This window comes from Pseudomonas sp. Lz4W (assembly GCF_000346225.2).
In the GTDB taxonomy this organism is placed as follows: domain Bacteria; phylum Pseudomonadota; class Gammaproteobacteria; order Pseudomonadales; family Pseudomonadaceae; genus Aquipseudomonas; species Aquipseudomonas paraversuta.
In genome coordinates this window covers 2,762,633-2,782,669 of the sequence record NZ_CP017432.1, presented here as the reverse complement: position 1 = coordinate 2,782,669, position 20,037 = coordinate 2,762,633, and the positions used below count along the sequence as shown (strand labels likewise).

At 60.2% G+C, this 20,037-nt stretch carries 15 protein-coding genes; 6 read left to right on the top strand and 9 right to left on the bottom strand.

The genetic code is table 11. The features are described from left to right. The first annotated feature begins 71 nt into the window (after positions 1-71). From B195_RS12760 to B195_RS12745, 4 genes are all read left to right on the top strand, one after another. Positions 72-1,259: a CaiB/BaiF CoA-transferase family protein gene (locus tag B195_RS12760; protein ID WP_003445966.1), complete on the top strand. Its 1,188-nt coding sequence runs from the start codon at positions 72-74 to the stop codon at positions 1,257-1,259. A 27-nt stretch (positions 1,260-1,286) separates the two neighbouring features. After that, positions 1,287-2,846, top strand: a complete 1,560-nt coding sequence (locus B195_RS12755) for a 3-hydroxyacyl-CoA dehydrogenase (RefSeq protein ID WP_003445956.1) — start codon at positions 1,287-1,289, stop codon at positions 2,844-2,846. Beyond that, positions 2,839-4,041: a 3-oxoadipyl-CoA thiolase gene (locus B195_RS12750; protein WP_003445947.1), complete on the top strand. Its 1,203-nt coding sequence runs from the start codon at positions 2,839-2,841 to the stop codon at positions 4,039-4,041. Before B195_RS12755 ends, B195_RS12750 begins: the two co-directional genes overlap by 8 nt. Positions 4,042-4,109: 68 nt before the next feature. Next, a complete protein-coding gene (locus B195_RS12745) occupies positions 4,110-5,435 on the top strand; it encodes an OprD family porin (RefSeq protein WP_003445946.1) in 1,326 nt (441 codons plus the stop codon). Between the two features lie 401 nt (positions 5,436-5,836). Here the strand turns inward: B195_RS12745 and B195_RS12740 are convergent, their stop codons facing one another. The 4 genes from B195_RS12740 to B195_RS12725 form a co-directional block, all read right to left on the bottom strand. Further along, entirely contained in the window at positions 5,837-7,198 is a 1,362-nt protein-coding gene (locus B195_RS12740) for a cytochrome c (protein ID WP_003445938.1), read from the bottom strand. A gap of 3 nt (positions 7,199-7,201) precedes the next feature. Next, positions 7,202-8,824 carry a GMC family oxidoreductase gene (locus B195_RS12735; protein ID WP_003445936.1) on the bottom strand — a complete coding sequence of 541 codons (1,623 nt, stop codon included), beginning with the start codon at positions 8,822-8,824 and terminating at the stop codon, positions 7,202-7,204. After that, on the bottom strand, positions 8,817-9,347 hold the full coding sequence (locus B195_RS12730; RefSeq protein WP_003445934.1) for a sugar dehydrogenase complex small subunit: 531 nt from the start codon (positions 9,345-9,347) through the stop codon (positions 8,817-8,819). Before B195_RS12730 ends, B195_RS12735 begins: the two co-directional genes overlap by 8 nt. Positions 9,348-9,515: 168 nt before the next feature. Then, positions 9,516-10,916, bottom strand: coding sequence for a PLP-dependent aminotransferase family protein (locus B195_RS12725; protein WP_003445930.1), 1,401 nt, complete (start codon positions 10,914-10,916; stop codon positions 9,516-9,518). A 112-nt stretch (positions 10,917-11,028) separates the two neighbouring features. Here B195_RS12725 and B195_RS12720 point away from each other — a divergent pair, with 112 nt between their 5' ends. Further along, positions 11,029-11,481: a carboxymuconolactone decarboxylase family protein gene (locus B195_RS12720; protein ID WP_037001808.1), complete on the top strand. Its 453-nt coding sequence runs from the start codon at positions 11,029-11,031 to the stop codon at positions 11,479-11,481. A 524-nt stretch (positions 11,482-12,005) separates the two neighbouring features. On the opposite strand, the gene B195_RS12715 is transcribed toward B195_RS12720, so the two are convergent. After that, positions 12,006-14,108: a TonB-dependent siderophore receptor gene (locus B195_RS12715; RefSeq protein ID WP_003445926.1), complete on the bottom strand. Its 2,103-nt coding sequence runs from the start codon at positions 14,106-14,108 to the stop codon at positions 12,006-12,008. A 252-nt stretch (positions 14,109-14,360) separates the two neighbouring features. After that, complete coding sequence (gene alr, locus B195_RS12710; RefSeq protein WP_037001820.1) at positions 14,361-15,590, bottom strand: alanine racemase; 1,230 nt, start codon at positions 15,588-15,590, stop codon at positions 14,361-14,363. Positions 15,591-15,769: 179 nt separating this feature from the next. Here alr and B195_RS12705 point away from each other — a divergent pair, with 179 nt between their 5' ends. Beyond that, positions 15,770-16,444: an MgtC/SapB family protein gene (locus tag B195_RS12705; protein WP_003445922.1), complete on the top strand. Its 675-nt coding sequence runs from the start codon at positions 15,770-15,772 to the stop codon at positions 16,442-16,444. A gap of 848 nt (positions 16,445-17,292) precedes the next feature. Here B195_RS12705 and B195_RS12700 read toward each other — a convergent pair. From B195_RS12700 to B195_RS12680, 3 genes are all read right to left on the bottom strand, one after another. Then, positions 17,293-18,336, bottom strand: coding sequence for a hypothetical protein (locus B195_RS12700; protein ID WP_003445920.1), 1,044 nt, complete (start codon positions 18,334-18,336; stop codon positions 17,293-17,295). A gap of 103 nt (positions 18,337-18,439) precedes the next feature. Then, positions 18,440-18,856 carry a hypothetical protein gene (locus B195_RS12695; RefSeq protein WP_003445918.1) on the bottom strand — a complete coding sequence of 139 codons (417 nt, stop codon included), beginning with the start codon at positions 18,854-18,856 and terminating at the stop codon, positions 18,440-18,442. Between the two features lie 945 nt (positions 18,857-19,801). Then, positions 19,802-19,981: a hypothetical protein gene (locus B195_RS12680; RefSeq protein ID WP_037001807.1), complete on the bottom strand. Its 180-nt coding sequence runs from the start codon at positions 19,979-19,981 to the stop codon at positions 19,802-19,804. Positions 19,982-20,037: the final 56 nt, after the last annotated feature.

Below are 20,037 nucleotides of genomic sequence, written 5' to 3'. Positions count from 1 at the left end.
TTGGAAATACCGCGCAAAAGCTCGTTTCTACAGGAAATCAGATTGAATTCGATATTCATCAGAGCGTATCTATGAGCACTCCCAAAGGGGCCCTCGACGGCCTCAAAGTGATCGACCTCAGCCGCGTACTGGGCGGCCCTTATTGTTCTCAGGCGCTGGCCGACCATGGCGCCGAGGTAATCAAGCTGGAACCCTTGAGCGGCGATGAAACCCGCGGCTGGGGCCCGCCGTTCGAGGGTGACGACGCGTCCTATTTCCGCGGGGTCAATCGCAACAAGCAGGGGATTGCAGTGGACTTGTCCCGCCCCGAAGGCATCGGGTTGCTGATGCAATTGCTGGAGGACGCCGATGTCCTGATCGAGAACTTCAAACCCGGTACCCTCAAGCGCTGGGGAATTGATTACGCCGATGTCCTGAGCCAGCGCTTTCCCGGGCTGATCCACTGCGCGATCTCCGGTTTTGGCGGCGACGGCCCGCTGGGCGGCCTGCCAGGTTACGACGCAGTGATCCAGGCCATGGCCGGGCTGATGAGTGTCAACGGCGAAGCCGATGGCGGCCCGTTGCGCATTGGCCTGCCTATCGTCGACATGGTCACCGGGCTCAATGCGCTGGCGGGGGTGCTGCTGGCGCTCAATGAACGTCATCGCAGCGGTTTGGGCCAGTCGCTGGACATCACCCTTTACGACTGCGGTGTGTCATTGCTGCACCCCCATGTGCCGAACTATCTGGCGGCCGGCAAGGTTCCGCAGCGTACCGGCAATGCCCACCCCAATATCGCGCCCTATGACAGTTACCGCACCGCCAGCGAGCCGATTTTTCTGGCCGTGGGCAACGATCGGCAGTTTGCCAGACTGTGCGAACAACTGGGCGCCGGGGACTTGCCACAAGACCCGCGTTTTATCGACAACGGCGCCCGTTCGGTGCACCGCGAGGCCTTGAAACAGGCGCTGGAAAAGCTCCTGGCCCGGCACGACGGGGCGACGCTGGCGCCGCAGCTGATCCAGCTCGGTGTGCCCTGCGGCTCCATTGCCACCATCGACACCGTGGTTGCGCACCCGCACACCTTGCATCGCGGTCTGCTGGTGGAGATCGGTGACTATCGCGGCATTGGTTCGCCAGTGAAGCTCTCGCGTACCCCGGCCACCTATCGCAGCGCGCCTCCGGCCCTGGGGCAGGACACCCGCCAGGTGTTGCAGGGCATGGGGCTGGACGCGCAGATGATCGAAAAACTTTATGCCGCGGGCATTGTGCGCGGCTGATTCCTTACCAATACCGGAGTCCTGCGCATGCAATTACAACAACCCATCGGTCTGGTCGGCACGGGCGCCATGGGCCAGGGCATTGCTCAGGTCATGGCTCAAGCCGGGTTGAAGGTATCGCTGTTCGATACGCGCCCGGGTGCTGCCACCAACGCCCGGGAACAACTGGCGTCGACCTTCGCCATGCTCCGGCAAAAAGGCCGGATCACCCCCCAGGCGGCCAGCGCGGCGCTGGATCGGGTACAGGTGGTCAACAGCCTGCAGGAACTGGACGATTGCCAGGTGGTAATCGAGGCCATAGTCGAGGACCTGGAAGCCAAGCAGCAGCTGTTCCGGCAACTGGATGCGCTGCTCGATCCGGCGACACTGCTGGCAAGCAACACCTCGTCTCTGTCGATCACGGCAATTGCTTCGGTCTGCGCGCATCCGCAGCGGGTGGCTGGGCTGCACTTCTTTAATCCGGTGCCCCTGATGCGCATCGTCGAAGTGATTGGCGGTATCGCCACCGCGCCGCAGGTGATTGATCAGTTACAGGCGCTGGTGCGCCATGTCGGCCACTGTCCGGCGATCTGCAAGGACTCGCCGGGCTTTATCGTTAACCACGCCGGACGGGCATTCGGTACCGAAGCGCTGCGTATTCTCAGTGAAGGGGTGGCGCCGCCGGGCCTGATTGATGCGGTGCTGAGGGTCGGCGCCGGGTTCGCGATGGGGCCGTTCGAATTGCTCGACCTGATTGGCCTGGATGTCAGCCTGCCGGTGATGGAATCGGTATATCGCCAGTTTTATCAGGAACCGCGCTACCGGCCCCATCCGCTGTTGCACCAGATGCTGGCGGGCGGGCACCTGGGGCGCAAGAGCGGGCAGGGCTTTTATCGTTACCAGGGCAAGGCGGGTGCGCCACGCTTTGCCCAGCCGGTACCGGACTGCAAGCAGATCCCGCCCGTGTGGGTGGCAGGTGATGATGAAACCGGCAAAATCCGGCTGCTGAGGTTGCTCGAGCAACTGGGGGCCAGGATCGAGCATGGTCCGCAGCCATCTGCCGAGGCCCTGTGCCTGCTGGCGCCCCTGGGTGATGACTGCACCGAGTCGGCCCTGCGCCATGGCACCGATCCGGCGCGCACGGTGGCGGTCGACACCTTGCTGGAACTGGATAACCTGCGATGCCTGATGCCCACTCCGGTGACCCGGGTCGATATGCAACACGTCGCCCACGCCCTGTTCAGTGCCGATGGCGCCACGGTGGTGGTAATCGGTGACAGCTGCGGTTTTATCCTGCAGCGCACCCTGGCTTGCATCGTCAATCTGGGTTGCGACATCGCCCAGCAGGGCATTGCCTCGGTGGCTGACATTGATGGCGCGGTGCGCCTGGGTCTTGGTTATCCGCAGGGGCCACTGGCCTGGGGCGACCTGCTGGGCGTCGGGCGGGTGCTGCAGATTTTGCAGCGCATGCATGCCTTGACCGGCGACCCGCGTTATCGCCCCAGCGGCTGGTTGCGGCGCCGGGCGCGACTGGGAATCGCGCTGTGCCAGACGGAAAACCCGCTGCCCGCAGCCCACCTTGTTCAGCAGGAGATAAATCATGCTTGAGGCTTATGTTTACAGCGGTTTGCGAACGCCTTTTGGCCGCCATGGCGGCAGCCTGTCGGCGGTGCGCCCGGATGATCTGGTGGGTGAGCTGCTGGCCCGTCTGGTGCAGACCTCGGGCCTGCCCGTGCAAGCACTGGAAGACGTGATTCTGGGCTGCACTAACCAGGCCGGCGAGGACAGCCGCAACCTGGCGCGCAATGCTTTGCTCAGTGCCGGCTTGCCCATGACGGTGCCGGGGCAGACGGTCAACCGCCTGTGCGCCAGTGGTCTGTCGGCAGTGATCGATGCCGCCCGGGCCATTACCTGTGGTGAGGGTCGCTGGTATCTGGCGGGCGGGGTAGAGAGCATGTCTCGGGCGCCACTGGTTATTTCCAAAGCCGAGACTGCGTTCAGTCGCAGCCAGGAGATCGCGGACAGCACCATCGGTGCCCGTTTCGCCAACCCCCGGCTGGTACAGCGTTATGGCAATGACAGCATGCCGCAGACCGGCGACAACCTTGCCCGGCTGTACGACATCAGCCGCGAGGAGGCCGACCGCTTCGCCGCCGGCTCCCAGTCCCGTTATCAGGCGGCTTTGCTGGCAGGGGTGCTGGACGACGAAATCATGGCTGTAGACGTGCCTTCTGCGCGCAAGGGTGAGTCCCGTCAGGTAAGTGTCGACGAGCATCCACGGGCCCAGTCCGACTTCTCTGCGTTATCGCGGCTCAAGCCCCTGTTTGAGGGCGGGGTGGTCACTGCAGGCAACGCTTCGGGAATCAACGACGGCGCGGCCGCTCTGGTGCTGGGCAACCGAGAGATTGGCCTTGCCCATGGCGTGGCGCCGATGGCGCGGATTCTGTCCTCGGCGGTGGTCGGGGTAGAGCCACGGATCATGGGGATTGGTCCGCACCAGGCGATAGTGGTGGCGTTGCAGCGGGCCGGTATCGGCCTGGAGCAAGTCGATCTGATCGAAATCAATGAAGCCTTCGCGCCACAGGTGCTGGGGTGCCTCAAGGCCCTGGAACTGAGTTTCGACGACCCTCGGGTCAACCCCAACGGCGGGGCAATTGCCATGGGCCATCCGCTGGGCGCATCGGGTGCGCGGCTGGTACTGAGTGCCTGCCGTACCTTGCAGCGTCAGCAACAGCGTTATGCGGTGGTCAGCCTGTGCGTAGGTGTCGGCCAAGGCGTGGCGATGGTGATCGAGCGCGTGTGATTTTTTCGCAATACCCTCGAACCTAAAATAAAAACAGGGCGTGTAACCGCCCAAGGGAAAACTTTGCCATGAATACACCTTCACCCCTGTCCTGCCTGGTTCTGGGGACCTTGAGCTGTGCGGTCGGCCAGGCCGCACACGCCGACTTTGTCAGCGACAGTCATGCCAGCCTGGGCTTGCGCAATCTGTACTTCAGCCATGACTTTCGCGACCAGCGCGGACCGTCCGGGCAGGCTAAAACCGAGGAGTGGGCCCAGGGTTTCATGCTCAATTTCACCTCGGGGTTTACCCGGGGGACCCTGGGGTTTGGCGTGGATGCCCTGGTGCTGCAAGGCCTGACCCTGGACAGCGGTGCAGGCAGGCATCGCGGCAGCAGCATGATCCCGGACGATGGCCAGGGGGTTGCCAGTGACTGGAGCCGTCTGGGCCTGACCGGCAAGGTGCGGCTGGGGCAAACCGAAGCCCGGGTGGGTACTCTGCAGCCCAAATTGCCGGTACTGGTGGCCAACGATGGCCGTCTGTTGCCGCAAACCTTTGAAGGTGTACAGCTCACCAGCCATGACCTCGACAACCTGACCCTTACGGCCGGGCGTATTGAACAGGCCACCGGGCGCGGTTCAAGTGACCGCACCGGGCTGGCCGTGGCGGGCGGAACGCGCCAGAGCAATGACTTTGTGTTTGCCGGCGCCGATTACAAGGCCGGCCGCGATCTGCTCCTGCAGTACTACGCGGCCAACCTGGAGAACTACTACACCCAGCAGTTTTTCGGCTTGCAGCATACCTGGGCACTGGGTGAAGGGCAGTCGATCAAGACCGACCTGCGTTACTTCGACACCGGGTCGAGCGGGGCGAACGGCAGCGGCGGTGGTCGTTCTGACGGCTATCGGGTGGGGGGCTATACCCGCGATGGCAGAGGTGAAATCGACAACCGCACCTGGAGTGCGATGTTCACCTGGAACCTGGGTGGCCATGGGTTGACCGGTGGTTATCAAAGCGTTTCGGATGCCAGCAACTTCGTGCAGCTCAATCAGGGCTCATTGCCCGACAAGGGCGCGGGAGGTGCGAGCCTGTACCTGTTTACCGATCGCTTGCTGACCAGTTTCAACCGGGCCGGTGAGAACACCTGGTTCGGGCAGTACGCCTATGATTTTTCCACTGTTGGTGTCCCGGGTTTACGGGCGTCGATGGTCTACCTCAAGGGCGACGGGATCCGCACCGTTTCAGGGGATGAGCACAAGGAATGGGAACGCGATCTGTTGCTCGATTACGTGATCCAGGAGGGGACGTTCAAAGGGCTGGGGCTCGGGGCGCGGTATGCAACATTGCGTTCGCAGGCGGCCCCCGATCAGGACCAGACCCGATTGATTCTCAGCTATAGCCTAGCGTTGTTCTGAACGTAGGCGCGAGCTTTGAGGGAGCGGCCAGTAACCTGTAGGAGCGAGCTTGCTCGCGAGCTCTTTGTTGCGGTGTTGAAAAGCTCGCGAGCAAGCTCGCTCCTACAGGTTGTATACAACGCCCGGGCTTTGTGGGAGCTGGCTTGCCAGCGATGCAGACAATTCGGCATGACTGCCGGACCGCGGTGCTGCCATCGCGGGCAAGCCCGGCTCCCACAAAGGGTGGAGTGGTGCGGCTCCCCGGTACCTGTGGGAGCTGGCTTGCCAGCGATGCAGACAATTCGACATGACTGCCGGCCCGCGGTGCTGCCATCGCGGGCAAGCCCGGCTCCCACAAAGGGTGATCTGTGGGAGCTGGCTTGCCAGCGATGGCGGTTAGGCCATCGCGAACAAGTTTGGGCTTAACCCCGGCGTTTGCGACGTGCTCGCCATACCAGCAGCAGGATCAAAACAATGACGCCGGCGGCAATCGCGCCCTGGGCCAGTGCGGCCAGGTGCGAGACGGGGCCGCCTGCGCGGGTTTGCTTGACCTGGGCGGCGCTGACTTTGACCTGCGGGTTGCCGTAATGCTCGGTCAGCCAAGTGGCCAGTGTCGCTACCTGCTGGTCACTCAGGGTCTTGGCGAAACCTTGCATGCGGATGTCCTGACCGTCAGCGCCACGTTTCACGCCTTCCAGAATCACCATGACCAGGTTGGCCGGATTACTGCGTCCGACCGCCGTGTTGTGCAGCAACGAAGGCAGGGCGCCTTCAAAGCTGCCCTGGGCCTGGGCCTGGTGACAGGAACTGCAGTAGGCATCGTAGATCTGCGCACCGGTCATTTTGTCGCCATCAGCCGGCAACTCTACGCCACGGATGCTGTTCAGCTCGTCGGTGGCTTGCCCAAGGGCATACACCGGTTTGCTGTCAGCCGGGTTGTGCTGAGCAGGCAGGGCCTTGAGGTAAACGGCAATTGCCTTGAGGTCGCTGTCGTTCATGTACTGCAGGCTGTGATCCACCGCTTCGGCCATCGGCCCGGCAGCTTGTGCCTTGCCCCGGGCTTCGCCGGTTTTCAGGTACGCCACCAGCTGCGCGTTGTCCCAGCCACCGATACCGCTGTTGAGGTCGGAGGTGATGTTCGGCGCGTGCCAGGTCCCTACATCACCACCGGCCAGCTCTTTGGACGAAACTTCGGCCATCAGCAGATTGCGCGGGGTGTGGCAGGTGCTGCAGTGGGTCAGGCCCTGAACCAGGTAGGCGCCACGGTTCCACTCGGGGTCGCGGCCGGTATCGGCAACGAAGGTGCTGTTGTCGAGAAACAACAGGTTCCACGCCGCCATGGACAGGCGAATGTTGAACGGAAACGGCAGCTCGGTGGCTTTGGTCGGGCTGTCCACCGGCTCCACGGCGTTCATGAAGTAGGCGTACATATCCTTGATGTCTTCATCGCTGACTTTGGCGTAAGCGGTGTAAGGCATGGCGGGATAAAGATGCTGGCCGTCGGCACGCACACCCTTGCGCAGGGCATCGCTGAACTGCTCCAGGCTGTAGTTGCCGATACCCGCCGTTTTCGACGGGGTGATGTTGGTGGCGATGATTTCGCCGATCGGCGTAGGCAGCGCCAGACCGCCGGCAAAGGGTTTGCCACCGGGCACGCTGTGGCAGGCGACGCAGTCACCGGCGGTGGACAGGTACTGGCCACGTTTGATCTGTGCGTCATCGGCAGCATTGACGTTGAGTGCCAGCAGCATCAGCGCGCTAAGGGAAACAAGATTCCAGTTCATGGCTCAACCCCGTCCCTGTTCAGTGGCAATGATCCGGTTCGGCAGGATGTGTTGCGCAGTGCGCAAGGTCAGTGCCGCAGCGGTCAGGGTCGAGTTCATGGTGGCGGAGGTCGGCATCACCCCGGTGCTGCAAATGAACAGGTTGTCGTGGTCGTGGGTACGGCCATAGCTGTCACAGACCGAAGTCTTCGGGTCGATGCCCATGCTCATGGTGCCGGTGATGTGCTGGTTGTTGGCAAAGCTGCCTTCGGCGCTGTAGCGCAGATTGGTCCCGCCCATCATTTCGGCAATCCGGGCGAAGTCTTTGTGGGACCGCGCTGCACCCTTGCGGGTGTATTCGTCGATGGCGTAGTTGACCTTGGGTTTTGGCAGCCCCAGCTTGTCTTTCTGGTCGCTCAGGCTGATGCGGTTCTCAGGGTTGGGCAGTACTTCCAACACGTCCTTGAGGCTCATTTCAAAGGCGGCGCGGTGACGCAACTGCTTCTCGAATTCGGCACCGTAGACCCCGGCCGTGATCAGCGCGTCAGTGGCGCTGTTGACCCGGGAAATATTGGTGAAATCCAGGCGATACGGGGCGTGCTCAGAGCGGAACTCGCCATCGCGCATGGTATTGATCGAGCTGGGGCTTTGCGGGCCGCGACCCAGCCACAGTTCTTCATCGGCATCGAAGGTCAGCGAGGTGCTCGGGTGGTCCATCAGGTTGCGACCCACCATGCCCGAGCTGTTGGCCAGGCCGTTGGGGTACTTGTCGCTGGCAGACATCAGCAGCAGTTTCGGGCTTTCGATGCCGTTGGCCGCGAGGATGAAAGTCTTGCCGGTGACCCGGTGCGACTGTTTGTCCGCGTCGAAGTAGTGCACGGCCACGATATGGCCCTTGTCATCATGTTCGATGCGGTAAACCACGGCGTTGACCTGCAGTTGGGCGCCTGCGTCCACTGCGGTCTGGATCGCGATGCCGCCATGGTATTGCGCGTCAATCGGGCAGATCGGCTGGCAGCTGTTGTTGCCACAGCAGGCCGGGCGACCGTCATAGGCGCGGCTGTTACGGGCCGTGGTGTTACCCACTACCGGGAACGCCGGGGCCAGGCGTTCGCGGATGCGGCGCATGGCGTAGGGTTCGGTCACGGGCTCCATCGGGAACGGCTGGCTGCGGGGTGAACCGGTGTTTTCGGCGCCTGACACGCCCCAGATCTCTTCCGCTTGCTGATAGAAAGGGTCGAGTTCTTCGTAGCTCATGGGCCAGTCGACGCCCAGGTTGTAGAGGGTCTTGATCCGCATGTCGCCGGGTACCAGGCGCCATGCCTGCGCTGCCCAGTGCCAGGTGGTGCCGCCGACGCCACGGATGTATTCGGCCGGGTACGGGTAAGGGCCGCCCTGGACCAGATAACCGTTGTCGGTGGGCTTGTAGATCGGGTGCGGGGCAATGTCGCTACAGGTGTAGGGCGACATCCAGTCACTTTTACGTGTCGAGTTGCGGAACGCGGCCACCACACGCCCGCGATCGATAGGACCGCCGGCTTCGAGAATCAGTACCGAAGCGCCTTGCTTGAGCAGGTGAGTGGCAGCCATGGCGCCGCAGATACCCGAGCCGATGATGACGATGTCCGCGGACAGTTGATCAGACATTGTTTACCTCTTTTTTCAATTCGACTGTCGGGTTGCGAGCCCAGCTTCCATAAGCGCCATAGGCATAGGTCGGTGGCTTGAGCACGTCAGCCACGATCTGCGCATTGAGTGCATGCTCGTACGCCAGGCAACGGGCCTGGGCGCCGCTGCCGACTACGCCCATGAACCAGGCCATGGCCACTTTGCGCGGCACGCTGGCCAGGGAGGATTTTTCGTCGTCCAGGGTCTTTTGCAGTTGCATGGGATCAATCTGGCGTTGATTGATCAGTGCCAGCAGCTCTTTGGCCGCCTGGGGAAAACCGGGGTCTTGTTCAACCAGGGCTTTGTACAGCATGCCGGCCAGCACCGGATCGAGGCTTTGACGCCCGGCGATGATCGCTGACAGCGCCACAAAGGCACCTTGTTCTGGCGTGTCGACCGTTTCGGCCAGGGCGAAGGGAATCAGGGACGCGGTATAAGCAGTCAAGAGCCCTTGCAGCAGCACGCGCCGCGTAGGCTTCTTCAGTTCATTCAGGCAATTCATGGTACTTCCTGTCGTGGCAGGTTTTCGTTATAGGAGTGAAGCTTGCGCAATCAGCGAAGTGATGGCGCGGGGGGACGCTGGCGGTGGTTAGTCGCCAGCGGTAGGGGGAGGCAAGAATAACAAATGTTTAGCTAACTATCTTTAATTCTTTCAGTGCCCTGGCCGCTGCTACATAAGTGCCAGAATGCGCTGGCCCAGGGCTTCGGCGCTGGCTTGTGACGGGATGTTGGCAAAGCCGAGCAGAAGAGCCGACTGAGGTGTGCTCTGCAGGCTCCATTCGCTCAGTGCTTCGGCGAACAGGCCGTGCTGGCGCATGCGCTGTACCAGTAACCGGTCTGGTTGCGGATCTGCCAGGCGCAGGATCAGATGCATGCCTCCGGGGTTGGCATCAATCCGGATGTGTTCGCCCAGCACTTTGCTCAACCCGCTCACGGCCATGGCCCGGCGTTCGCCATAGAGTTTGCGCATGCGCTGGATATGCCGGGCAAAGTGGCCCTGGCTCATAAAGGCCGCGACGATGGCCTGGGTCAGTGGCGGGCAACCGCTGCGAAAAACCTGGCTGATGCTTTCGAAACGCTGGATTTGCGCTTCGGGTACCACCAGATAGGCCAGGCGTAGCCCGGGGAACAGCACTTTGCTGAAGGTGCCGCTGTAAATCACCCGGCCATCGCGGTCCAGGCTTTTGAGTGCCGGCAGCGGACGACTGCTGTAGCGGTACTCGCCGTCGTAATCGTCTTCGACAATCCAGGCCTGTTGCCGGCTGGCCCATGCCAGCAATTGCAGGCGGCGCGGCAGTGCCAGGGATACACACAGCGGGCTTTGATGGGCCGGCGTGACAATGGCCGCCCGGTATCCCTGGCCCATGTCGTCGGGCAGGGCCATGCCGTCCTGATCCACAGCGGCGGGGACCGTTTGTATATCCAGGGCTTCGAGCAACTGCCGGGTCGGCGGATACCCCGGGTCTTCCACCAGCACCTGCTCCCCAGGTTTGAGCAAGGCATGGGCGATCAGCGACAGGCTGTCCCGATAGCCCGAGGTGATGAACACCTGGGACGGCGTGCAGCTAATCCCGCGGGCAACCTGCAAGTAACCGGCAATGGCGGTGCGCAACGATTCCAGGCCCTGGTCCGAAGGCAGGGCCATGTCCTCGATGGTGGCGCTGCGCACGCACCGAGCACTGATCTGGGCCCAGGTTTTTCGCGGGAAAACGTCCAGCGCCGGCAGGCCCATTTGAAAGGGCATGATTGCCGGTAGTCGGGGCAGGGCCGGGCTGGTTGCGGCAAGGGCAGGTAGCGGTCCGGGATTGAGGCTGATCCCCGGTGTCACGACTGTGCCTGCCTGACCCCGCGCCTGCAGATAGCCTTCGCCGGTCAGCAGTGAATACGCGCTGTCCACAGTGCCTCTGGCCAGGCCCAACTCTTTGGCCAGAGCCCGTGCTGCGGGTACCCGTTCACCGGGTTTCAGCGAGCCGCTGGCAATGGCCGCGCGCAAATGCTCATAAAGTTGACGGTAGATGGGTTCGCTGGAGCCCGGATCCAGGGGGGAAATGCGCGGCGCGGTGGTTTTCATGGTCTGCCTGAAGGAATCATGGCCTATGGATAAAGACGATTCTTGGCTCTTTTGGGCAGGGCCAAGAATCGGCACTATGGCCCCACCTAATGTGCCACTGCAAGGACAGTTCATGAGTCAGCGTATCGATTACTCCAAGGCGTCACCGGAGGGCAACCGGGCATTTGCCAATGTCTATGCCTGTGTGCAAAACAGCAGCCTGCCCAAAGCCCTGATCGACCTGGTGTATCTGCGGGTTTCACAAATAAACGGCTGTGCCTACTGCATCGATCTCCACTCGCGGGATTTGCTCAAGCACGGCATGGCCGTGGAAAAACTGGTGCTGGTGCCGGTGTGGCAGGAAGGGGGGGAGTTGTTCAGCGCACGGGAACGGGTTGCATTGAGGTGGGCTGAAAGCGTCACCCGGGTCGAGCAAACCGGCGTTGGCGATGCGGACTATGAACGGGCAACCGCCGAATTCAGCGACCAGGAACTGGCAGACCTGACCTATGCTATCGGCCTGATGAATGCCTTCAACCGCTTCGGTGTGGCCTTTCGCATGACCCCGGCAGCGGCCCGGGGTTGATGCCATCGCTGGCAAGCCAGCTCCCACAGGAAGAGGGATACCTTCCATCGCTGGCAAGCCAGCTCCCACAGGAGAAGGGATACCTTCCATCGCTGGCAAGCCAGCTTCCACAGGAAGAGGGATGCATTCCACCAGTGGCAAGCCAGCTCCCACAGGAAGAGGGATGCCTTCCATCGCTGGCAAGCCAGCTCCCACAGGAGAGGGATGCCTTCCATCAGTGGCAACCAGCTTCCACAGGAGAAGGGATACCTTCCATCAGTGGCAACCAGCTTCCACAGGAAGAGGGATGCCTTCCATCGCTGGCAAGCCAGCTCCCACAGGAAGAGGGATACCTTCCATCGCTGGCAAGCCAGCTCCCACAGGAGAGGGATACCTTCCATCGCTGGCAAGCCAGCTCCTACAGGAAGAGGGATGCCTTCCATCATTGGCAAGCCAGCTCCCACAGGAGGAGGCGTGCCTTCCACCAGTGAGAACTGGCTTGTGTGGGAGCCGGCTTGCCGGCGATGGGGTCGGCCAGGCCTTTCTTAGAACTTCCAGCTGACCGACGCCGTCACGTTGCGCGGATCGCCATAGTTGCTTTGGCCGTAGCGCACGCTTTGCAGGTACTTGCGGTTGGTGAGGTTGTCCAGGTTGAGCTGGGTGCTCCAGTGCGCATCGATGTCGTAGCTGGCCATCAGGCCCACCAGCGCGTAGGCCGCCTGGTTGGCCGCCGGGGCATCGTCGTTCTCGATTTTGCTTTGCCATTTCAGGCTGCCACCCACCTTGACCTTCGGCGCCATCGGCAGTTTGTAGGTCATGGATGAGGTCAGGGCATTGCGCGGGATGAATTTGCGCCCGCGGTCATTGTCGGCATCGGTGATGTACACATAGGTGTAGCCGCCGCTGATTTGCAGGCCCGGCGCCAGTTCCCCGGACGCCTCAAGCTCTATCCCGTCGCTCTTGTAGGACATGCCGTCATACAGATACCCGCCCAGCGCCGGATTAAAGCCGGCATAGGTGGCCACGTTGTCCTGCCTGGTGTGGAATACCGCCGCGCTGACATCCAGTTTGTTATCCAGCAAATGGCCCTTGATGCCCGCTTCGTAACTCTTGCCTTGCAGCGGGTCGATCACTTTGCCCTGGGTGTTGAGGTAGTACTGGGGATTGAATATCTCGGTGTAGCTGGCATACAGCGAGTATTGCTCGGTCAGGTCGTAAACCACGCCCGCATAGGGCGTGACCTTGCCATGGATGCTCACATCCCGGGCCGAGTCGTAGTTCTCGCCGTCGCTGTCGGCGCTGAGCATGCGCGCCCCGATGATCAGGTGCAGATCGTCGGCCAGGCTCAAACGTGTGCCGGCATAGACACTTTTCTGCCGGTCGGTGTAGTTCGAGGTATCAGCGGCATTGGCGATGTTGTAGGTGGGCTTGGGAATTACCCCGTTGAGGGCATCTTGCAGCGAGACGTCGGTGTAGTACGACGAGGAGCCAAACAGCGAGGTCTCCTGGGTGCGCGAGCGGGCCACGTTGGCGCCGAAGGTCAGTTGGTGTTCACGACCGCCGAGGGTAAAAGGCCCGCTGAAGGAAATGTCGCCATCCAGCTCGCGGGTCTTGCCCTTGTAGTTGGAGGCAAGACCGGTGAACCCGGTGGCCGAGCCGCTGTTGCCATACACGTAGAACATGTCGGTGTCTTCGCGGTGCTCCATGGCGGTCAGGGTCAGCGTCGACTTCCAGTCATTGGCGAAGCTGTGTTGCCACTCGGCAAAGGCGCGGGTGGTATGCACGTCCCAGTACACCCAGGGTTGGGCGATGCTGGAACGGGTGCTGCTGTAGTGCAGCGCCTTGCCGCTGGCATCGGTCAGCGGCAGCGCGCCCCAGCTGGCGCCGTTGGCATTGCTCTTCTGGTCTTCGATGCCCAGGGTCAGGGTGTCGCTATCGCTCAGGTCGAAGGCCAGCAGGCCGCTGAAAATATTCTTCTCCCGGGAATAGCGGTCGAGGTAGGAATTGCCCGTCTCGTTGGCATAAATCACCCGTCCACGGACATTTCCCGAGTCGGTCAGAGGCCCTGAGACATCGAGGTCGACGCGGCGCTTGTCCCAGGACCCGGCACTGACACTGACCTTGGCTTCGGTGTCATAGGTGGGGCGCTTGCGCACAAAGTTGACCGTGGCCGAGGGGTTGCCGCTGCCGGTCATCAGGCCGTTGGCGCCGTGCAAAATGTCCACTTGCTCATAGGGCGCCATGTCGATATCGCCCACCAGCAACCCGCCGTTCAACGGCATACCCATGCCGTCGTACTGAAAGTTGGTGATGTCGAAGCCGCGGGCGGTGAAGTAAGTACGATCGGTCTCGATCTTCTGCACGTTGACCCCCGGGGTGCTGCCCAGCACGTCGCGGATACTGTTGAGTTTGAAGTCATCCAGTTGCTCGCGCTTGATGCTGGTCACGCCTTGAGGGGTTTGCCCGGCGCTGAGGTTCAGGCGGGTGGTGCTGGCATTCGGCCTGGCCTGATAACCCTGCGGCGCGTCTTCACCGTCGCCGGTGATGCTCGTGGTGGGCAGGTCCAGGGTGTCGGCAACGGCACTGTTGAGAATGCCCAGGGCGATCAGGGTGAGGGCTGACGTGGGCAGGGTGAACATTTTGCGCATGATCTGCGAATACTCCGGGCATGGAACTGCGTAAACGAGAATTGGTTACAAATTTTTACATTCTCGCAAATAACAATCAATGCCATTTACCAATCTTTACGATTCGCGTTTACCGGAGGGGCGATCATGCTGCGGTCTACCCAACGGTAGGAGCGAACCTGCCTCGCGAGCTTTTTGTACGTGGCGCATAAATCGCCAAGAGCTCGCGAGGCAAGCTCGCTCCTACAGGTTCAGGGTTCAGGGTTCAGGTTGTTATTGGTCGATCAGGATCTTCGGGTTGGAGTTGCCCCATACGGTGTACAGGTCGGCCAGCAGCGCGCCGTTGATGTCTTCGACCTCTGCCTGGCTGATTTGCGCCTTGCCCTGTTGGCCGAACAGCACCACTTCATCACCGCTTTTCACGTCCGGGGCATCGGTGACGTCAACCATAAGGGTGTTCATCGATACTTTGCCCACCACCGGCACGCGGTGGCCGTTGATCAGCACAATGCCTTTGTTGGTGAACGCACGACGGTAACCGTCGGAGTAACCGACTGTGATGTTGGCCAGTTTCGAGTCACGACCCAGGGTGTAGGTGCGGTCGTAACCGACGGTATTGCCCTTGGGGTAGCTATTGACCGAGGCCACGTGGGACTTGAATTGCATCACCCGTTTGTAATCTGTGTGGGACGGTACGGTGTCACCGAACAGCGCGCCGCCGGGGCGGACCATGTCCAGATGCGACTCCGGCACTTCCAGGGTGGCGAACGAGTTGGCCGCGTGCAGGGTGATTTTGCTGCGATCGAGCCCGGCGACGTTCATCAGCCACTGCGCCTGCTGGTTGAAAGCCTTGAGCCCGGCGCGCACGTCATCGGCATCCTCGACGGCGAAGTGGGTCATGATCGCCCGTATTTCAAGGTTCGGCACTTTGGTGATGGCCACCGCGTCACGGCGCCCCTGGGCGGTGGTCATTTCCACGCCGTTACGGCTCATGCCGCTGGAGTTCAACCCCAGATGGACCACCAGCGGGCGACCGTGTTGCTCGGCAATCAGGCTGGCCCTGACCGCGAAGTCGAGGTTGCCCACCAGTTCTTCCATGTTGTACGGCAGCGCTGCTTCCAGCTCGCTGAGGGCGGCGGTGCGTACGCGGATCAACTGGCCCTTGAAGCCGCTTTCGCGCACCACACGGGCTTCTTCGTTGCTGGCAACCCCGACACAGGGAACGCCCATGGCAATCACCGACGGCATCAGCAGACCGATACCGTGACCGTAGGCATCGGCCTTGAGCACGGCGCAGATTTTCGACTTGCCATCCAGAGTGGCTTGCAGCACCCGGATATTGTTTTCGAAGGCAGCCTTGTTGATTTCGACCCAGGCATTGCTGTCCTGGGTACTGACCTGTGCCACACCATCGGTCATCGACAGGGGCGGGGCGGCGAAGGCCGGGTTTTGCAGCAGAGCCATACCCAGAGAGAGGGCGAGCAGGGTGCGAGTGAAGGGCATCATCAGCGTTTCCATACTTTATTTTTAGGGAGGTAATAGGGCGGGGCGATACTAGATTTGACGCTGGCTAAAGTCACTCCCCTGGCCGCGGATCTGTCTCATTGTGTCGTGATGCCGATGATCTGTGGCCGATCCCCAAAGCTTGGCTATGCTCGAAAGTTTGCGGGGGGACGCGGGCGATGATTTCAGATCCGGAGATGTGTTTACGTTTGTTATTGGCGGCCTTGCTGGGCTGTCTGATCGGGCTGCAACGAGAGCATCTGTTCTGGTCCGCAGGGTTGCGTACCCACATGCTGGTGTGTACCGGCGCCTGCCTGTTCATGATGGTCTCGGCCTTTGGTTTCCAGCAGGCCCTGACCATGCCCGGTACCCAGCTGGACCCTTCACGGATCGCGGCACAGGTGGTGACCGGCATCGGCTTTTTGGGTGCGGGCTCAATTTTGCAGCGTGGTGCCGTGATCAGGGGCCTGAACACCGCGGCCAGCTTGTGGGCAGTGGCCGCCATTGGCCTGGCGGTGGGCGGCGGGCTGTATACCTTGTCGGTGGCGGCCGCAGCCTTGATCCTGGTGATTCTGGCAATTCTCGGGCCGCTGGAGCGCAAGTACCGCGATTACCTGAAGGTGCATGTGGTCAGGCTGGTGGCGCCGACCGCTACGCTGACAATGAGCCGGCTCAAGGAGGTATTGGGCGCCCGGGCCGATAACATCAAGCATCTGGTGACTGAGCGTGGGCCGGTGCATGACACGGAAATCGTCACCATCGAGTTCAGGAACACGTCCCGGCTGGAGTACAACGCCATCGTCAACGACATCCTCGGCATACCGCAGGTTACTGAAGAGCAGTCTGTTCAGTAACCTGCGGTTTTGCAGCGGTCACGACTTGCTGTTGGCTCGCCCCGGATAATTGAGCACGAACTGCAAGTATCCATCAGGTCACCGTTGAGGGCCCATAGTGTCATGGACTTCTAACGATGTCTAACGGGCCCTAACAGGCGACCCTATGGTATCCCATCGGGTCTCGACTGAAATCCCCTGTAGAATTCACTGGGGTCCTTATCGCGCGCATCATGTGGGTCCTTATCGTGCCTGCGAGACGGCTGGGTCCGGCCACCCACCGGGGGGAACCTCACAGCGCTAAGAGCTTAGGGTCAGTGCAGGAAAATTCTTGTCATATTCTGGTAGACCCTGTGGCCTTCCGTTAAGGCACTTTTAAGTGACCCATTAAGGCAACACCCTAAAGGGTTCCAGCAAGCTCACCTAAGAGGTCCGATATGGTTTCCCCATAGGTCAGAACATAGAGAGTCAGGGCCAGCCCCATGAGCTTCCACGTTGCGGGAGACTTCAAGAGGGCTTTAAGGACAGCCAACCGTGTAATCTTGGCGTCCATAGAGCGCTCCTGTGTGAAATCTGAGAGTTAAGCAGGGCCATTCCCAGCACATTTTAAGCAGTGACGGCGTAGACAAAGGGTCCTTTAGGTCACAGTGTTGGCCTGGGCTTTCATGTGCAGAAGATAACTGACCCTTTAGGGAGTCCAGAAGGTCAGCCCAGTGGGTTGTCTGTGTACTGATTCACGTAGGCTTTGATAGGTCCTCTCGCAGGGTCCTTGAGATATGGGATGGTGAAACCTTATAGCTACCCGGTGTCCTTTAAGAGGACCTATCAAAGCCCACAAGGTCCTTAAGGGACCCTGTAGGTACATCGTCTTACTTGGCTGTGAAGACCAGTTGAGTGATCAATGGGAACTCCACAAGCTCAACTTGCAGCTTCTCGTTAGGGTCAACCGGGTTAGCCAGCTTTAGTTTGACCTTGGCCTGAGCCATCACGTCAGCCACACCGCCTACCTCAATGTCCCATCCTTGGATGGCTGGGTTACGGGTCGCGTGGAGTTGCCATACAGCGCCATCGCTGCCTTGACGGAACGACAGAGCGGCAAAGCCTTTAGGGAGCATAAAGATCCCACGGTTGGTGCCCGAGTAGAACTGAGTGCGGCAGCCCAGCAGGTCATCAATACCTTCTACGCCAGCACGGTGTGCAGCACGCTCCAAGACACCTTGCTCAGACTGGTGCATCAGCAACACGAACTCACTCAGGGAGTTACCCACGGACTGGTTCATGTGGACGGTCAGACCATCAATGATGTCCTCGGCGCGCTCACGGGGGAGCTTAGAGGGTTCCGTCATGGTGACCTTCTCGGTCGACGGTGACTTGATCAGGATGTCCGCAATGGTCGAACCGCAGTCCTTCTCGAAGTCCTTCATCCACTTCTCCGTCATCTGACCCAGAGAGGCCGACGTGAAGCCAGCGACCAAATGGGCATCCAAAAGGGTCAGGCGCGACGAGAAGAGAGCAGCCGTATTGGTCGGCTCAGTGAAGATCAGGTCACCGACAACAGCTTCACCTTCAGTGATGGTCGAGCGGTCATAGATGGAGTTGCGAGGATCAAACACCACATTGCGGTTAGCCATGTTGACCAGTTGCACAGGGGTTGGCTCAGTGCCTTTTGGGCGGACCTCACAAGGGATTGCCTCGTGGGCTTCAGCTTCCCATGCGCCACCATTGAAGTGTTCGTCAAGGGCCTCAGTGATCGCCTCAACGGCTACGCTAACGTCAGTGGTCTGACCTTGCATAGTGGCCTGAGTGTTGTACTGGATGGACGTACCGTCTTCCCAAGTGGCTTGGTCGAAGTGGGTAACAGCCTTCTGGCGGTCGGTGGTGTCACGGTGATCAGTAGTCTTGAAAGCGTTCATATAGGGTTCTCCTTAAGATAGTTTGAAAGGGCTCAGAGAGACGCCAGCAAGGGCCAGCGTCACCATAGGCAAAACGATGTGGGTCATCAGGTCACTCAAGGGGTCAGTCCCAAGAGTTCCACGTCGAACGACCATTGGCAGCACGTACAGCAGCGCCACGGGCACGCATCTCGGCCTCAAGGGCTTCACGCTTGGCACGACGACGGGCGACCTCAAGGGCACTTGGAGATGCATACGAGGCGAACCGCTCAGCATGTTCACGAGCTTCTTGCTCACGACGGGCTTGCAGTTGGCGTTGCTCTGCACGGTCACGGGCAACACTGCGGGCAATGTCCGGGAAGGCAGCAACAGACAAACCAGCTTCCATATATTGGTCAATGATCGCTGCTTGCTTAATGCGGTTGAATCCACAGCCAGCCATAAGACCCGAGAGCATTACACCCTCAGCAAATGCGATGGTTACGTTTTGACCTTGAACTTCAACAGTCTCAGGGGTTTTGTTTTGGATATTCAGTTTCATAGTAAGTGTCTCCTATTAGACACATAAGGAAGACTTGCCGCATAGGCGCACAGAGACCAGAGGCAAAGGAGTAAGCCGCCCTGTGTCCTCAAGTCTTTCTTATGGGTTCTGGTTTAAGGTTTGGTTTAGGTTCGTTGTGGTGGATCTTTGCGGGAACCTACTGGATGCCGATGGCGGACGGCAAATGTCGGGAAAAGAATGGGTCCTCCCCCTCTAAGTGAGGGTATTTAGAGTGATGGTGTTAAAGAGGGGTAAAGGGACCATTAAGGGCCACTCTACGGTCACCCTACAATCAGCGCTGCAAGGGACGCTCTATGGTCCTCACGGTGGGTTAACGTAATGATCGACATAAGGACCAGCTCGTTTACCTCAATGGCCTTAGCGGCTCTCCCACGTCCATCTCGACGGTCTATCTCACGGGCCAGCCAGCAGGAACCCTTAACGGGGACCTTGTGGGTCCACACTCGGTTTACACCATCAGGGTTCTCACAGGTCACCAGTCCGGCGCTCTCAAGTCGACCCAGCACATCTATGGTCAAGGCTCTTATCTTGCTTTCCTCACGGCCTACAGCGTTAGCCATTGTGAGAGTGTTGGTTATTAGACCCATTAGTTGATCTCCCAAGTTTGAGCATGTCGATATAAATTGAGTGGGACCGAACAAGAGGGATACTTAACGGGACCATAAGGACCGCATCTAAGCTCAGGCCCGATTCAATGATCAGGTCTACGAACTTCAGCAGTACCGGGTTGGTCTTCGTCAGGTACTCTTGAAGGCGTTCTAAGTTGACCCCGAAACCTTCAAGGTCCTTAAGTGGTGGTCGGTGCATTGGTGCCTGCCAAACGTGACGTAAGGCGATTAGTCGGCCCCGAGTTACTGGTGATGCAGCGATGGTGTTAAGGCGCTCTATAAAGGTCATATCAAGGTTCTCCTTAGTGACTGATGGTTAGTTTGCTTTGCAGGCCTTGCGGGCCTTGCCGTGGTTCTCAATGACCTTCCTGATGTCCTCAAGGGATGCACCTTCAAGGTCCAACTTCAGGAACAGGTAAAGGCGGCTCCGTTCAGACCTCGATAGGGTTCCTGTACGGGTGTTGTGTTGGGCATAGCGGTATTGGTCGGCTGTCATGGTCAGGTGTCTCCTGTATAGGCGAGGTTCTTAGACTTTTAGAGTCGGATACTCAA

Bases quoted from the DNA above. Each gene is read 5' to 3' on its own strand.
- B195_RS12760 (WP_003445966.1), top strand. From the start codon at position 72: ATGAGCACTCCCAAAGGGGCCCTCGACGGCCTCAAAGTGATCGACCTC.
- B195_RS12755 (WP_003445956.1), top strand. From the start codon at position 1,287: ATGCAATTACAACAACCCATCGGTCTGGTCGGCACGGGCGCCATGGGC.
- B195_RS12750 (WP_003445947.1), top strand. From the start codon at position 2,839: ATGCTTGAGGCTTATGTTTACAGCGGTTTGCGAACGCCTTTTGGCCGC.
- B195_RS12745 (WP_003445946.1), top strand. From the start codon at position 4,110: ATGAATACACCTTCACCCCTGTCCTGCCTGGTTCTGGGGACCTTGAGC.
- B195_RS12740 (WP_003445938.1), bottom strand. From the start codon at position 7,198: ATGAACTGGAATCTTGTTTCCCTTAGCGCGCTGATGCTGCTGGCACTC.
- B195_RS12735 (WP_003445936.1), bottom strand. From the start codon at position 8,824: ATGTCTGATCAACTGTCCGCGGACATCGTCATCATCGGCTCGGGTATC.
- B195_RS12730 (WP_003445934.1), bottom strand. From the start codon at position 9,347: ATGAATTGCCTGAATGAACTGAAGAAGCCTACGCGGCGCGTGCTGCTG.
- B195_RS12725 (WP_003445930.1), bottom strand. From the start codon at position 10,916: ATGAAAACCACCGCGCCGCGCATTTCCCCCCTGGATCCGGGCTCCAGC.
- B195_RS12720 (WP_037001808.1), top strand. From the start codon at position 11,029: ATGAGTCAGCGTATCGATTACTCCAAGGCGTCACCGGAGGGCAACCGG.
- B195_RS12715 (WP_003445926.1), bottom strand. From the start codon at position 14,108: ATGCGCAAAATGTTCACCCTGCCCACGTCAGCCCTCACCCTGATCGCC.
- alr (WP_037001820.1), bottom strand. From the start codon at position 15,590: ATGCCCTTCACTCGCACCCTGCTCGCCCTCTCTCTGGGTATGGCTCTG.
- B195_RS12705 (WP_003445922.1), top strand. From the start codon at position 15,770: ATGATTTCAGATCCGGAGATGTGTTTACGTTTGTTATTGGCGGCCTTG.
- B195_RS12700 (WP_003445920.1), bottom strand. From the start codon at position 18,336: ATGAACGCTTTCAAGACTACTGATCACCGTGACACCACCGACCGCCAG.
- B195_RS12695 (WP_003445918.1), bottom strand. From the start codon at position 18,856: ATGAAACTGAATATCCAAAACAAAACCCCTGAGACTGTTGAAGTTCAA.
- B195_RS12680 (WP_037001807.1), bottom strand. From the start codon at position 19,981: ATGACAGCCGACCAATACCGCTATGCCCAACACAACACCCGTACAGGA.